Annotated in this window: 13 protein-coding genes and 1 tRNA gene; 9 read left to right on the top strand and 5 right to left on the bottom strand. The window is 28.6% G+C overall.

Features of this window, described 5'->3' with window-relative positions:
• Positions 1 to 5 precede the first annotated feature (5 nt).
• Entirely contained in the window at positions 6 to 959 is a 954-nt protein-coding gene (locus tag AABJ49_RS03575) for a type IX secretion system membrane protein PorP/SprF (RefSeq protein WP_338376143.1), read from the top strand.
• Position 960: 1 nt separating this feature from the next.
• A complete protein-coding gene (gene folB / locus AABJ49_RS03570) occupies positions 961 to 1,320 on the top strand; it encodes a dihydroneopterin aldolase (RefSeq protein WP_338376142.1) in 360 nt (119 codons plus the stop codon).
• On the opposite strand, the gene AABJ49_RS03565 is transcribed toward folB, so the two are convergent.
• Positions 1,317 to 3,239: an LTA synthase family protein gene (locus tag AABJ49_RS03565; protein ID WP_338376141.1), complete on the bottom strand. Its 1,923-nt coding sequence runs from the start codon at positions 3,237 to 3,239 to the stop codon at positions 1,317 to 1,319. The genes folB and AABJ49_RS03565 overlap by 4 nt on opposite strands.
• Positions 3,240 to 3,369: 130 nt before the next feature.
• Between AABJ49_RS03565 and AABJ49_RS03560 the strand changes: the two genes are divergently transcribed.
• Positions 3,370 to 3,440 (top strand) — tRNA-Cys (locus AABJ49_RS03560).
• Positions 3,441 to 3,484: 44 nt separating this feature from the next.
• On the opposite strand, the gene AABJ49_RS03555 is transcribed toward AABJ49_RS03560, so the two are convergent.
• The 4 genes from AABJ49_RS03555 to rnr form a co-directional block, all read right to left on the bottom strand.
• Complete coding sequence (locus AABJ49_RS03555) at positions 3,485 to 4,135, bottom strand: GldM family protein (RefSeq protein WP_338376140.1); 651 nt, start codon at positions 4,133 to 4,135, stop codon at positions 3,485 to 3,487.
• A 10-nt stretch (positions 4,136 to 4,145) separates the two neighbouring features.
• On the bottom strand, positions 4,146 to 4,844 hold the full coding sequence (locus AABJ49_RS03550; protein WP_338376139.1) for a LysE family transporter: 699 nt from the start codon (positions 4,842 to 4,844) through the stop codon (positions 4,146 to 4,148).
• 152 nt (positions 4,845 to 4,996) lie between these two features.
• A complete protein-coding gene (locus AABJ49_RS03545) occupies positions 4,997 to 5,662 on the bottom strand; it encodes a head GIN domain-containing protein (RefSeq protein ID WP_338376138.1) in 666 nt (221 codons plus the stop codon).
• A gap of 130 nt (positions 5,663 to 5,792) precedes the next feature.
• Entirely contained in the window at positions 5,793 to 7,970 is a 2,178-nt protein-coding gene (gene rnr, locus AABJ49_RS03540; protein WP_338376137.1) for a ribonuclease R, read from the bottom strand.
• Between the two features lie 705 nt (positions 7,971 to 8,675).
• Here rnr and rpiB point away from each other — a divergent pair.
• The 6 genes from rpiB to AABJ49_RS03510 all read left to right on the top strand — a co-directional run bounded on the left by rpiB (position 8,676) and on the right by AABJ49_RS03510 (position 15,624).
• Positions 8,676 to 9,107 (top strand): ribose 5-phosphate isomerase B, encoded by a 432-nt coding sequence (gene rpiB / locus AABJ49_RS03535; protein ID WP_338376136.1) that lies wholly within the window; start codon positions 8,676 to 8,678, stop codon positions 9,105 to 9,107.
• Positions 9,108 to 9,388: 281 nt separating this feature from the next.
• Positions 9,389 to 10,285 (top strand): cation diffusion facilitator family transporter, encoded by an 897-nt coding sequence (locus AABJ49_RS03530; protein ID WP_338376135.1) that lies wholly within the window; start codon positions 9,389 to 9,391, stop codon positions 10,283 to 10,285.
• Between the two features lie 51 nt (positions 10,286 to 10,336).
• Positions 10,337 to 11,389 carry a hypothetical protein gene (locus AABJ49_RS03525; protein WP_338376134.1) on the top strand — a complete coding sequence of 351 codons (1,053 nt, stop codon included), beginning with the start codon at positions 10,337 to 10,339 and terminating at the stop codon, positions 11,387 to 11,389.
• Positions 11,390 to 11,501: 112 nt separating this feature from the next.
• A complete protein-coding gene (locus AABJ49_RS03520; protein WP_338376186.1) occupies positions 11,502 to 12,107 on the top strand; it encodes a M15 family metallopeptidase in 606 nt (201 codons plus the stop codon).
• 195 nt (positions 12,108 to 12,302) lie between these two features.
• A complete protein-coding gene (locus AABJ49_RS03515) occupies positions 12,303 to 13,445 on the top strand; it encodes an ATP-binding protein (RefSeq protein WP_338376133.1) in 1,143 nt (380 codons plus the stop codon).
• 55 nt (positions 13,446 to 13,500) lie between these two features.
• The gene (locus tag AABJ49_RS03510; protein WP_338376132.1) at positions 13,501 to 15,624 is read left to right on the top strand and encodes a Tex family protein; all 2,124 of its coding nucleotides are present in this window, start codon (positions 13,501 to 13,503) and stop codon (positions 15,622 to 15,624) included.
• Positions 15,625 to 15,652 lie beyond the last annotated feature (28 nt).

The raw sequence follows: 15,652 nt of genomic DNA, 5'->3' as shown, positions 1-15,652 counted from the left end.
ATAAAATGAAAAATATTTTTAAAATTTTTGTTAGTTTCGTTATGGTTAATTCTTTTGCACAAGAGTTAACCATACCAACCTACACCCAATATTTAGGTGATAATCCGTATGTTATTTCACCTGCTTATGCTGGAATTGGTGATAATATTAAAATTAGGATAAATGGACTGACACAATGGGTTGGTCTAAAAAATGCTCCTGATAATCAATCTTTAGCTGTTGATGGAAGATTAGGCCAACGTTCTGGTTTAGGTGGTTTTGTTTACAACGATAAAAACGGAAATACTTTTCAAAAAGGAGGAAAAATATCTTTTGCACATCACTTAATATTAGATTATTACGAAAACAGATATCTTTCCTTTGGAATGTCATTTGTAATGAATCAATTTTACATTGATGCCACACAATTCGATCCTTCTTATGATCCAATTGTTACTAACAACAGAGATTTAAACAATTACAATATAGATTTAGGGTTTCTTTACAGACAACAAGGTTTTTATTTTGCTGCAAATGTTTCTAACTTATTAAACAAAAACACCGATAAGTTTATAATTAAAGAACCAAATATTTTAAGAAACTTTTCAGCTTATACTGGTTATAAAATAAAATCGAATAATAACAGTGATATAGAATATGAACCATCTGTTTTTTATCAATTTTACCAAAGTGATAAACGTTCTAGTACTGATGTAAATTTAAAAATCCGTTTTATGGATTATGAAGATTATTATTGGGCAGGAATATCGTATCGATTCTTAAATGATCAATTATTTCAACCTTTGAATATTGGCCCAATGGGTGGATTAAAAAAGAATAACTTTTACTTTGCTTATTCGTATCAATATACAACTAATGCACTTTCTTCTTTCAATTCTGGAACACATATGGTAACTTTGGGCTATGATATTTTCCAAGGATTAAGTAATTGTCCTTGTACAAGTAACGAAATAGACTAAAATGGGAACCATAAAATTAAAAAACATCCGAACATTTTCGTATCACGGTTGTTTAGTTGAAGAAGGAAAAATAGGTAGTGACTACGTTGTAGATTTAGAAGTTAAAACTGACCTCAGAAAATCAGCTCTAAGCGATGATTTAGACGATACTGTGGATTATGTTCATTTAAACAAAATAGTCGTTGAGGAAATGGCTATTCGTTCTAAATTGCTCGAACATGTAGCACACAGAGTTATTGTAAGAACTTTTAAAGAAATTCCATCTATTTCTAGAATAAAGATTGCTGTTTCTAAAATTAATCCTCCAATTGGTGGTGATGTATCTAAAGTGACTATTGAAATGGAAGAATTTAGAAATTAGTTTTTCATTTTAAATTTCCTCTTTTCGTATAAATTCTTTGAAGCAACTATATGTGCTAAAGCATCTTTTGCCAATTCATTGTCTAATGTCACTGGTGTAAAAACAGAGTCTTTTTCTACTTTAAACTGCAATGGTTCAGCATTTGGGTTGATAATAATTACATCATTAGCTACTTTAAAAGCATAAGTTTCATTAAACATCATTATGGTTCTACCTTTTGTATTTTTAGGTAAAGTCATTAAATTTCTTCCAGGCATTGGAGATTGCGTAGTAATTCCTGATAAAGCTAAAACTGTTGATGGAATATCGATTTGACTTGCCATTTTATCATAAGTCATTCCGTTTTTAATATTTGGAGCAATAATCAAAGCTGGAATATGAAATTTATGAATCGGAACTAAAGCTTTACCAAAAGTTCTTGTATTATGATCGGCAATAACAACAAAAATAGTATTTTTAAAATACGCTTCTTTTTTAGCTAATTCAAAGAATTTTCCAATGGAATAATCAGCATATTTCATGGCATTATTTACTGTGTTTTTCTTTTTATCATACAATTCAATTCTTCCATCAGGAAATTCAAAAGGTTTATGATTGGATGTTGAAAACATCAATGAAAAGAAAGGTTTTTCACCTAAAGAAATAAAATATTCATTCGCTTTCACAGCTAAATCTTCATCCGAATAACCCCAAACTCCTTTAAAAGCATATTTATTTCCATCAGCATCTAAATCAGTTTCGTCAATAATATTATTGAAACCATTTCCGTTAAAAAAAGAAGCCATGTTATCAAAATTTGATAATCCTCCATAAATGAAACTTGTATCATAATTTTGTTTTCCAAAAGCCTCAGCTAACGTAAAAAAACCTTGTTGCGAGTTACTTAACTTAACCACACTTTCAGCTGGATTTGGTAAAAAACCCGTAACAACCGATTCAATTCCTCTAATACTTCTTGTTCCTGAACTATATAATTTGGTAAACAACAATCCTTCTTTAGACAATTTATCAAATTCTGGAGTTAAAGGTAAACCACCTAAACAACCTACAAATTCAGCTCCTAAACTTTCTTGAAGAAAAATAACAACATTATATTTTTTAGCAATAGAATCTGGTTTTTGAATGTGTAAAAACGGAATCTCTTCATCAATAAATTCAGAAACATCCATGTATTTTTTTACTCTATTATAAGCTTCAAACTTGTCCATTGTACCATACTTGTCTGTATTTCCTTCATTTTTTAAAGAATAAGCAGCAAAAGCAACTGTATAAAGTGAATTTAACCCAAGTGAATTAGTCATTTGATCAGAAGAAAAGATAGCATTACTAGCATTAATAGGACGAAGAGTAGTTAAGCTAGAACGAGCTCCAAAAAAAAGTAAAAAAGCTAAAACCGGAAATACTATAAGTTTTGTTTTATAAGAAGTTGCAACCGTGTAAAATAATTTTTTTCCAAATTTAAAAGCAAAAAACAAAGCCACAATTACTAAAATTATTGTAACTATCATCGAAGGCAAATAGCTCTTAACTAAAGTACCTAAAACCTCTTTTGGATAAATTAAGTAATCTAAAAATAAACGATTAGGTCTTGTATCATATTCATTAATAAAATTAAGTGTTGATAATTCCATAAAAAAGAACAAAAACAAAAACAAAATGAAATAAATATTTAGAAAACCATTAAAATATTTTAATACAGAATCTGGTAAAAGACTAATTAAAACAGCAGGTAAAAAAGCTAAATAACTCAACATTATCAAATCAAAACGAAGACCAATGGTAAAAATTCTCCAATAATCTTCAATTAATGTTACTCTATCTTTGAATACAAAAAATAAAATAATTCTACTTAACGTTGTAATTATCAATCCAATAAAGAAGAAGTTAAAAAGAGGTTTTAGGTAGTTTACTTTTTTCATTGTTGTTCTTAATCAAGAAATTAAGCTACAAAAGTAAATTAAAAAACGAAATGAGATTTTTTTAAAAATTAAAATTTGCTAAATTTTCTTGTGTTAGTCCAAAATATATGTAAATTTGCAATTCAAAATTGGCGTTGTGGCCGAGCGGCTAGGCACCGGTCTGCAAAACCGTTTACTCCGGTTCGAATCCGGACAATGCCTCTAAAACCTTCAAGGAAACTTGGAGGTTTTTTTATTTTTTTATTTTAATCTACAATTTTCCCAGAAATAGAATTTATTTTACAAATAAAACCATTAAAACCACTCACAGTAAATTTAAGATTAGCTATTATAAAATCAGTTTCATTTTTAGCTTTTTTTAAGGCTTGTATGGAATCTTTATTAAATTTATTTCCATCGTTTTGAATTACTTTTTTATCTGAAATTATTAAATAAAAACTTAAAATTTCTACATTCCAATCTAAACTAACATCATCAAATTCTCCAGAAATTACAGCTGATCCAATATCTTTTCTATTTAACTGAACAATACAATTATTACAATTACTTCCATTTAATTTTGAAGATAAAATAGGAATTCTTTTTATTTGATAAACATGTTCTTCATAAACAAAGGAATTATCTTCAAAAATAATCTTTACAACAATTTTTAATTCAGTTCCACTTCCTGGTCTAATTAAATATTTACCTGGTTCATCTAATTTAGAAACTCCTGGACCAGAAACCCAATATTCTTTAGCATTAGGAACAGCAACAGTTTTTGGATTATCAATTCCTCTGTAAACTACTTTTACTTTATCTAGTGAAATTAAACTATGTTGAGGTTTATAAATGGTGTCTTGAGCCATTAAATTAATTGAAAATAAAAGTGTGAAATAGACAATTAATTTAGTCATAACTTTAAGATTATTTATACTCAATTTCGGTACTTGGTAAGAATCTTTCTTTTAAAATTTCTTTTTCTTTTGGAAAAAAACCTTGCAACATAAAAAACAAACCAAATATCAAAATTACTATACTTATAACGCGTTTTATTTTATAAATATTTTGTGGTGTTAATCTGTTTTTTAATTGTTTAGCTAAAATAATTTTAGCTACATCAAACAATAAATAAAAAACTAAAATAGCTGCGAAAAACCATGAAATTCGCTCGGTTTGCATTTCCATTTGTGGTCCATAAGTTATGATAATCATCAACCAAAAACCTAATACACCAATATTGATAAAATTCAACAAAAAACCCTTGAAGAACAAAGCAAAATAATTATTCTTTGGAATGTTATCATTATCTACTTCTTGATCTTGTTGCTTAACGTATTTCTTTTTTAATAAAATAAAAGAAATCAATCCATAAGCCAACATAATTAATCCACCAATAATAAACAAAGTTGGATTATCTTTTAATTGTTCTAAAAGTTTATTGGTACTTAAATAAGCTATTAAAATAAAAATAATATCTCCAAAAACAATTCCTAAATCCAGTGTAAAAGCAGCTCTAAATCCTTTAGTTATGGAAGTTTCTAACAACACAAAAAAACCTGGACCTATTGAAAATGCCAATAAAAGTCCCCAAGGAATTGCAGTAAGTATGTCGTGTAAATGCAAATTTTTAGTGTTCAGTGTTCAGTTTTTAGTGTTCAGTAAATGAAACTAAAATCAAACTAAGTTTGTACGAATTTACAAAAAATATCAATTCTAATATAAGAATTTTAATATTACTCTAAACAACTGCCAACTAATTACTGAACACTAATCACTTATTTAACTTCACGAATTGTTCCACCAGCAATAACCTTTTGATTAATTTGTCTTGGTTTTCCATAAATGGTAATGTTTCCTCCAGCTCTTACTTTTGCATCAACTAAATTTGTTGCATAAATATCAGCTTCTCCACCAGCATTTACTGTGATTGTTGTTTGCTCGGTTTCCAATTTTTCTGCATTATAAATTGCACCAGAATTGATTAACAAATCTTGATTTTTAGCTTTTCCTGTAACTGTGATAATTCCTCCAGAAGTTCCTTTTACATTTAATTTATCAACATCTAAATTGATTTTGACTTCAGCACCTTCTTTTGTAATTATTTCAAAAATGGTAGCATCAAAAGTTTCAGAAGATGAAATTCTTGAACCTTCATTGGCTTCAACTGCTTCAATATTTTTGTAATATAACGTCACCGAAATATCTTCTCCACCCATAGTTTGTGAAAAAGGCATTCTTATTTTTAATTCACCATTTTTATTAACGGTTTCTACACTTTCAGCTTCATTTCCATTAATTGTGATTTTATTTTCTGTTGATTTTATTAATAAAACATCTAGTTTATCAAAAGAGGTTACTTTAGTAAAATCTCCTAAGGTTCTTTCAACTTGTGAAAAAGCTGCTGTTGTTAGTAATAGAAATGTAAATGTTAGTTTTTTCATGATATTAAATTTTAATGCTAAATAATCAAAAACTGTTCCTTTTTAAAATAAATAAGATTTTGAAATTCTAAAACTAATTTAGAACAACAAAATCTTACTTTTCAACTAATTACTAATCACTAGTTACTAATTACTCTTTTTTCCTCAAATAAGTAAAATCCAATTGTTTTTTAACTAAATCTGCGTTTTTAACTTTAACGTAAACTTCGTCTCCTAATTGTATGATATTTTTAGAAACTTCACCAACTAGTGCATATTGTTTATCATCAAACGTATAATAATCATCTTTAATTTCTCTGATTCTACACATTCCTTCACATTTATTTTCAATGATTTCAACGTAAATTCCCCATTCTGTCACACCTGAAACAACACCCAAGAATTCTTCATCTTTATGATCTTGCATGTATTTTACTTGCATGTATTTGATAGAATCTCTTTCGGCTTGAGTGGCTAAATATTCCATATTACTAGAATGTTCGCATTTTTCTTCATATTCTTCTGCTGAAGCACTTTTTCCACCATCTAAATAAAATTGAAGCAATCTATGTACCATTACATCAGGATAACGTCTAATTGGTGATGTAAAATGACTGTAGTAATCAAATGCTAATCCATAATGCCCAATATTTTCTGTTGAATATTTGGCTTTACTCATGGTTCTAATTGCTAAAGTATCAATAAGATTTTGTTCTTTTTTACCATTAACATCTTGCATCAATTGATTTAATGATTTGGATATATTTTTAGAATCTCTTAAATCTAACTTATATCCAAATTTTGAAATCAAAGCTTGAAGATTAAATAATTTATCTTCATTTGGCTCATCGTGAATTCTATAAACGAATGTTTTCTTTTGTTTTCCAATAAATTCAGCTACTTTTCTATTGGCTAAAAGCATGAATTCTTCAATCAAATGATTCGCATCTTTTGAAACTTTGAAGAAAACTCCAACCGGTTCAGCTACTTCATTCAAATTGAATTTTACTTCTACTTTATCAAACGAAATGGCACCAGCTTGCATTCTTTTTTTACGAAGAATTTTGGCTAATTCATCTAATTTTAAAGTCGCATCAACAATTGGTTTTGGAACTTGATAGGCTTCTCCAGTTAAAGAAATTTCAGCTGGAATTATATCAGACTTAGTTTCAATAATACTTTGTGCTTCTTCATAAGCAAATCGTTGATCTGAATAAGTCACGGTTCTTCCAAACCAAGAATCTACTACTTCTGCTTTTTGATTCAATTGAAAAACAGCTGAAAACGTATATTTTTCTTCATGAGGTCGAAGAGAACAAGCAAAATTAGATAAAACTTCAGGTAACATTGGTACAACTCTATCCACTAAATAAACAGAAGTGGCTCTGTTATAAGCTTCATCATCTAAAATTGTTCCTTCTTTCAAATAATGTGAAACATCAGCAATGTGAATTCCGATTTCATAATTTCCATTTTCTAAAACTTCAAACGATAAAGCATCATCAAAATCTTTAGCATCTTTGGGATCAATTGTAAAAGTTAGCGTTTTTCGCATATCTCTTCTTTTATCAATCTCTTCTTGAGTTATGGAAGTATCAATTTTTTTTGCGTAAGCTTCTACTTCAATTGGAAAATCATAAGGCAAACCATATTCAGCTAAAATGGCATGAATTTCAGTGTTGTGTTCTCCAGGTTTTCCTAAAACTTTGATCACACTTCCAAATGGTGAATCGGCTTTTTTTGGCCAATCTTCCATCGTGACTAAAACTACATCACCATTTTCGGCTTCACCAATTTTATCTTTGGGAATAAAAATATCAGTGTACATTTTATTATTGGCAGTAGTTACAAAAGCAAAGTTTTTTTGGATATCAATAACTCCAACAAATTCTGTTTTATCTCTTTCTAAAATTTCTAAAACTTCAGCTTCAGGTTTGCGAGAACTTCTTCGGTTGTACACATAAACTTTTACTTTATCTTTATCTAAAGCGTGATTCAAATTTTGAAAAGGGATGAAAACATCGTGTTCTAATTCATCGCAGATAAAATAACCTGTTTTACGAGAAGTCATATCAACGGTTCCTTCGTAATATTCAGATTTTGCAATGATTTTAAATTTTCCTCTTTCGGCTTCTTCGATTTTTCCTTTTTGTTTTAAACGATTTAGTTCTTTGATAATTTCGTTTCTACTTTTGGTATCATTAACATTTAACGCTGCAGCAATTTGCTTATAGTTAAAAGTCTTGTTAGCATCTTTTGAAATAATTTTTAAAATTTGAGCAGTGAAATCTTTTTCTTTGCTGCCATACTTTTTAATTTTCTTTGTCATATTCTTTTCTTATAAAGTTTAAAAGTACGAAGAAGTATTAAGATTATAGAACTAAGTAGTAAGATTTATCAAAAAGATAACTTTTATAAATTTCAAAATTTAGAAGTTTTCAACATATATTAAAAACAACAAAAATATTTTTAATTAAATTTAAATTTATGATGGTTATGATAGGGTGTTAATAGTTACTATAATTTTTTTAAAAAGATATTGGATTTTTAGTTTTGGTAATTTATACACAACAATTAACAATGTTATGAAATTGTAAAGTCCTAAAATTGAATTGAATTTAAGTTTTTATTAACAGTTGTTAACAACCAAAAAAACAGATTTTTCCTTGATAAGTTTTTATAAAATTTGTGTTGATAAGTGAAGATTTTGTGCTGATAATTTTCAAAAAAATAATCGAAACTTTATTAGGATTTTTAATTGCAGTTTTTGATTAGACAAATTTTCTATACATTCTCAAAAAACTTCTAAAAATCTATCTTTATTTATTAACATTTGATGTTAAATTAACATTAACTGATTATCAAGCAGTTGTAAAATTCAATTAACAATTGCTAGTAAAACCCTATTTTATGTAAGAATAGTTCTGATTTTTAGCGTTTTAGTTAAATTTTTTTCAAAAAGTCTTTTTTAGTTTAGGATGTCTTTTGCTTTAACTAACTTTGTATCAAACAAACACACTAAAAATAATACTAAATGAAAATTTCTATTGGAAATGACCATGCAGGTCCAGATTATAAAGAAGCAATTGTACATTATTTAAATAAAAATGGACATACAATAATCAATCATGGAACAGATACTTTTGAAAGTGTAGACTATCCAGATTTTGGTCATCAAGTTGCTTATGATGTTCAGATTAAAAATGCTGATTTTGGAATTGTAATTTGTGGTTCAGGAAACGGAATTGCCATGACCGCAAATAAACATCAAGATGTTCGTGCTGCACTTTGTTGGACCAAAGAAATTGCAGAATTAGCGCGTCAACATAATGATGCCAATGTAATAAGTATTCCAGCAAGATATACATCAATTCCACAAGCTGTTGCGATGGTTGAAACTTTTTTAACTACAGCTTTTGAAGGTGGAAGACATGCCAATAGAGTTAATAAAATTGCTTGTAAATAAATACCATGTATAGAAATTGGGCTTTTAGAATTACTATTTATAGTTTTATATGTTCTTTAATTATAATTTTAGCAACAATAAATCATGTAAATATATTTAACGAACCTATTAATCCTTTATATGGATATTTAAGAATTTTGGTTTTTATTTTTACATTGTGCTCAATTATACTTCTTATTTTAAGTATGTTTTCAAAAGAAGAAAAAAATTATAAATTTTATATTTCTTTTATTTATATACTATTTCAAATAGTATCAGTTTTTTATTTAACTCTAAACTAAATGAGCCACAATCACAACCACCAAGTACAAGGAAAAAACCTATTATATTCTATTTTACTGAATGTGATAATCACAGTTGCTCAAGTTATTGGTGGTATAATCTCTGGAAGTTTGGCTTTACTTTCAGATGCATTACATAATTTTTCAGATGTTTTGTCATTGGTTTTTAGTTATGTTGCTCATAAATTGTCAAGAAGGAAAGCATCTTACGAACAAACTTTTGGACTAAAACGTGCCGAACTTATTGCAGCTTTTGTCAATGCTCTATCTTTAATTGTAGTTGCGATTTATTTGATTTACGAAGCCATTACTCGTTTTTTTCAACCACAAGAAATTCAACCTACAATTGTTATTTGGTTAGCAGCTTTAGGAATTTTAGTCAATGGTTTTTCGGTTTTGTTGTTAAAAAAAGATGCTGATCATAACTTAAATATGAAATCGGCTTACTTACATTTGTTAACAGATATGTTAGCTTCAGTAGCTGTTTTAGTAGGTGGAATTTTAATGTATTATTTCCAAATTTTTTGGATTGACAGTGTTTTGACTTTAATCATTGCTGTATATTTAATAGTTGTTGGAGTAGATTTATTATTAAAAGCTACAAAAATGCTAATGCTATTTACACCTGAAGAAATTAATATCAAAGAAATTGTTGAAACGGTTAACCAAATTCAAGGTGTAAAACTGTTACATCATGTTCACGTTTGGCATTTGAACGAAGAAGAATTGCATTTAGAAGCTCATTTAGATTGCTCAGAAGATATAAAATTGAGTGAGTTCAATGATTTATTATACAAAATAGAAGTCACATTATTTGAAAAATTCCATATCAATCACGTAAACATTCAACCTGAATTTCAAAAAGAAGACCCTAAAGAGATAATAGTGCAAGATTGATTTTTATTTTCGAATAAAAAAAGCTACATTTCTATTCAATTTATATAGAGAATGAGTCAAGAAAAACCACAGTTAAAGAAGCAATATTATCCTATAAATTCAAATTTAAGAAGTTATCTCGAAAAATATAAAAGAGTTACAAAAACTAGAGTCTATTATGAAGATTTATTACGTTTTCAAGGAAGTATAGCTGTTTTTGATAAGGAAGGAAAAGATACTTTATGGATTCGAGTATATCACAATGAATTTGAAAAAGAAGAATTAGATAGAAGCCTCAAAAAAATTTATACCTTATTACATTCTGATGGTGATGAAAGTAGTATAGAATATTTAAATGTAGATTATATTGACTTTTGCACCTTTGGAAATTCAAAACCTTTTAGGGTAAAAATTAGAAATACTTTAAACGATAATTACACCCATTTTTACATTAAAAAAGCAGATGCTTCTCGAATTTTTGGCCTTGAAATCGAACATATTATTTCTCCAAATAGCATTAATTTTTTAGTTTTTGAAGACACACTCATTGAAGAACATATTGTTGGAATTCCAGGTGATGTTTTTTTAGAAGAAAACTTAAAAGAATGTAATGAACACGAAAAAACCCAAATAGCCAAAGAGTTTGTAAAATTCAATGAACGTTGTATGATTGGGCTTTTAGGAGACATGCGATCTTATAATTTTGTGGTAATTCCAATTTATGATTTTGACCAAAGAATTTTTAGAATTAGGGCCATTGATTTTGACCAACAAAGCTATGAAGGCAGTTTTAAGTTATATAAACCGCATCTTTTTAAAGAAAATTTTAAGCTATCAGAATTGGTACAAAATAAACTCAAACCTAAATCAATTACACAATATCAAATTGAAGAACGTTCCATTATTGTAAAACGTTTGATTGATACCAAAACAAGACTAAAACGCTTAATTGAAGCCATGAAATCTACCAAGTTGGCTCCAGACGAACACATTCAACAATTGCAAGATGAAATTTATGAAGTTACTTTAGATATCAACTTTAAAAATGCCAATTCAATGGGAGAAATTGTACAAGCAGCATTAGATTTTATGAAACGCAATTATAAATTTGAAGAGTTTACTTAATTTGAAAAAATCGGTATTCATATTATTTTTAATCCTATTTATTTCTTGTAAAAAAGAAGTAAAAGAAACTATTGAAGTAAATTCATTACCAATAGAAAAACAAAAAGATAGTATAGTTGAACAACCTGAAAAAATTAAAACAAAAACAAATAATTCTGAAATTATTTCAAAAGACACATCATTTGTTAATATGCTAACTTTAAGTTCAAATTTTATATTGGATTTGAAATACGCAACAGAAGATAATTTTTTAAAACAAAAAGTGTACGATTGTGCAGATTGTTATTTGCGAAAAAACACAGCTTTAGCTTTGATGAAAGCCAATCAAGAATTAATAAAAAAAGGTTTTAGAATTAAATTATTTGACTGTTATCGTCCTTTAGATGTCCAAAAAAAAATGTGGCAAATTTTACCAGGAACCAATTATGTAGCTAATCCCAAAAAAGGTTCTAAACATAATCGTGGAGCAGCTGTCGACTTGACTTTAGTAGATTCTTTAGGAAACGAATTAGACATGGGAACCAAGTTTGATTTTTTCGGACCAGAAGCACATCATACCTATACAAAACATTCACCTGAAGTTTTAGCAAATAGAAAATTACTAAAAGAAACATTAGCAAAATACAATTTTAAAAGCATTTATAACGAATGGTGGCATTACGAATATCGTCCAGAAATTCGTTCCAATGTTTCTAATTTTAAATGGAAATGTGAGTAGACAGGTTAAACGGTTATAAGTTTGAAAGATTTTGTCAATAGTAAAAAGCTACTTTTATTCTATTTTCATCTTTCTATTGACTTAATTTAGCTAAATTCAGTCAATCAACTGACGGAATTTACATTAATTCAGTCAATCAACTGACGGAATTTACATTTTTTTTCTATATTTGTATTGATTTTAATCCAAAAATATATGGAAAATTCAATACAGAGAGCAGTTTTAAAACAATTTGAATCCAAAGTTTTACCTAATAAAGTCTTGTTATTATTAGGAGCAAGACGTGTTGGAAAAACGGAATTAATAAAAAAATATCTCGAAAAAATTCCAAAAGAAGATTATTTGCAATTAAATGGAGAAGATATGGAAGATGCTGATTTATTAAAAGTACGTTCCGTTACAAATTATAAAAGACTTTTAGCAAATACAAAATTATTAGTAATTGACGAAGCACAAAACATTCCAGAAATAGGTTTAATTTTAAAGTTAATTGTAGATTCAATTGAGGGAATAAAAGTCATTGCAACAGGTTCATCTGTTTTTGATTTATCCAATAAACTAGGAGAACCTTTAGTTGGTAGAAAAAACACGATTTTCTTATTTCCCTTTGCTCAAATGGAATTTGCTAATTACGAAAATCATAAAGAAACAACACAAAAATTGCAAGAACGTTTACTTTTTGGTAGTTATCCAGAATTAGAACAATATTCAGATTGGAACGACAAAATCAATTATATAAAAGAAATAATAAATTCTTACTTATTAAAAGATATATTGATTTTTGAAGGTATAAAACAAGCTGATAAAATAGTAGATTTGCTAAAATTAATAGCCTTTCAAGTTGGACAAGAAGTTTCGCTTCAAGAGTTAGCAAGACAATTGGGAATTTCTAAAAACACTGTTGAAAGTTATTTAGATTTACTTTCAAAAGTTTTTGTAATCTATAAAGTAACAGGTTTTAGCAGAAATTTGCGAAAAGAAATTACGAAATCCAATCGTTGGTATTTTTATGATAACGGAATTAGAAACGGAATAATAAATAATTTTACTTTATTAGAAAACAGAACAGATGTTGGAGCTTTATGGGAAAATTATTTAGCTTCAGAACGAATAAAATATCAAAATTATACACAAAAATCAATTTCAAACTATTTTTGGAGAACTTATGATCAACAAGAATTAGATTGGTTAGAAGAGCAAAACGGAAACTTAAACGGTTTCGAGTTCAAATGGAACGAAAGAAGAAAATCAAAAATTCCAACAGCATTTGCAAAGGCATATCCAGAGGCAACTTTTGAAGTTATTAACAAACAAAATTATTTAGATTTTATAATGTAAAACTCTTAGCAAACTTTGCGAAAACCTTCGCATCTTTGCGTTAAATAAAAAATCAATGAACCAAATTCAATTCATAAAATCAGTTGTCAACACAGCTGATAAAAACATAGAAGCCACATTAAAATTACTTTCAGAAGATTGTACCATTCCTTTTATTTCACGTTATCGAAAAGATACAACCGGAAATTTAGATGAAGTCGAAATCGAAAATATTGCCAAACTTTCCAAGCAATATGATGAAATCGTTAAACGAAAAGATTCTATTCTGAAAACTATTGAAGAACAAGGCCAATTGACTTCAGAATTAAAATCAAAAATTCAAAACAGTTTCGATTTACAAGAAATTGAGGATTTGTATTTGCCTTACAAAAAGAAGAAAAAAACCAAAGCAGATATAGCTCGAGAAAATGGTTTAGAACCTTTGGCAAAAATCATAATGGCTCAAAACAATGACGAAATTGACTTTGAAGCTTCAAAATATATTTCCAAAAATGTGGTGAATGAAGATGAAGCTTTACAAGGAGCAAGAGACATTATTGCCGAATGGATTAACGAAAATATTTACGTCAGAAAAAATCTTCGTCGTTTGTTTCAAAGAAAAGCAACTATAACTACAAAAGTGGTTAAAAAGAAAGCCGAAGAAGAAGATGCCCAAAAATTCAAACAATATTTCGATTGGTCTGAACCCATTTCAAAAGCACCGTCACATCGATTATTAGCGATGATGCGAGCAGAAAAAGAAGGATTTATCAAGTTAAATGTTGAGGTTGAAAATGAAGAAGCCATTGATTTCATAGAGGAAAATATCTTAAAAGGAAGAAACGAAAGCACAGAACAAGTCAAAATTGCGATAAAAGACAGTTACAAACGTTTATTAGAACCAGCCATTTCCAATGAAACCTTACAAGAAGCAAAAGCAAAAGCAGATGAAAAAGCGATTGAAGTTTTCGCTGGAAATTTAGGCCAATTATTATTAGCTCCACCTTTAGGAGAAAAACGAATTTTAGCTATTGATCCAGGTTATAGAAGCGGTTGTAAAGTGGTTTGTCTTGACGAAAAAGGCGACTTACTTTATAATGAAACCATTTATCCACACGCACCACAAAACGAAAGCGCAATGGCCATGAAAAAAATCCGTTCGATGGTAAATGCTTATAACATTGAAGCCATTTCTATTGGAAACGGAACAGCTAGTCGCGAAACCGAATTTTTCATCAAAAAAATTGCCTTTGACAAGCCAGTTCAAGTATTTGTAGTTTCAGAAGCTGGTGCATCTGTTTATTCAGCAAGTAAAATTGCACGTGAAGAATTTCCTTCTTACGATGTAACGGTTCGTGGTTCAGTTTCCATTGGAAGACGACTTTCTGATCCATTAGCTGAATTAGTAAAAATCGATGCAAAATCCATTGGTGTTGGACAATACCAGCACGATGTAGATCAAACCAAATTAAAAGAAGAACTTGATAATACTGTTGTTCGTTGTGTAAATTCAGTTGGAATCAACATTAACACAGCTAGTAAATCCTTATTAAGTTACGTTTCCGGAATTGGAGAAAAAATGGCCGAAAACATTGTAGCTTATCGTTCCGAAAACGGACCATTTATTGAAAGAAACCAAATCAAAAAAGTACCAAGATTAGGAGAAAAAGCCTACCAACAAGCAGCAGCTTTTATCCGAATTAAAGATGGAAAAAATCCATTAGACAATTCAGCCGTTCATCCAGAAGCCTATAAAATTGTCGAAAAGATGGCTAAAGATTTAAAAATTTCGGTTGACGAATTGATTGCTAATAAAGAAAAAATAAGTCAAATAAAACTTGAAAACTACATCACAACAGAAATCGGAATATTAGGTTTAAAAGACATAGTAAAAGAGTTAGAAAAACCAGGATTAGATCCAAGAAAATCAGCCAAAGTTTTCGAATTCGATCCCAACGTAAAAACCATAAAAGATTTAAGAACAGGAATGATTTTACCAGGAATTGTCAACAACATCACAGCTTTCGGTTGTTTCGTAGATGTTGGAATCAAAGAAAGCGGTTTGGTTCATATTTCCCAACTAAAAGAAGGTTTTGTGTCTGATGTTAATGAAGTGGTAAAATTACACCAACATGTGCAAGTAAAAGTCGTTGAGGTTGATGAGGCAAGAAAGAGAATTCAATTGACTATGATATTATAAAACACAAAAAATCCCAAACACCAATAAA

The organism is uncultured Flavobacterium sp. (genome assembly GCF_963922255.1).
GTDB lineage: Bacteria > Bacteroidota > Bacteroidia > Flavobacteriales > Flavobacteriaceae > Flavobacterium.
The sequence above is the reverse complement of the archived record's forward strand: the minus strand, read 5'-3'. Positions and strand labels throughout refer to the sequence as shown.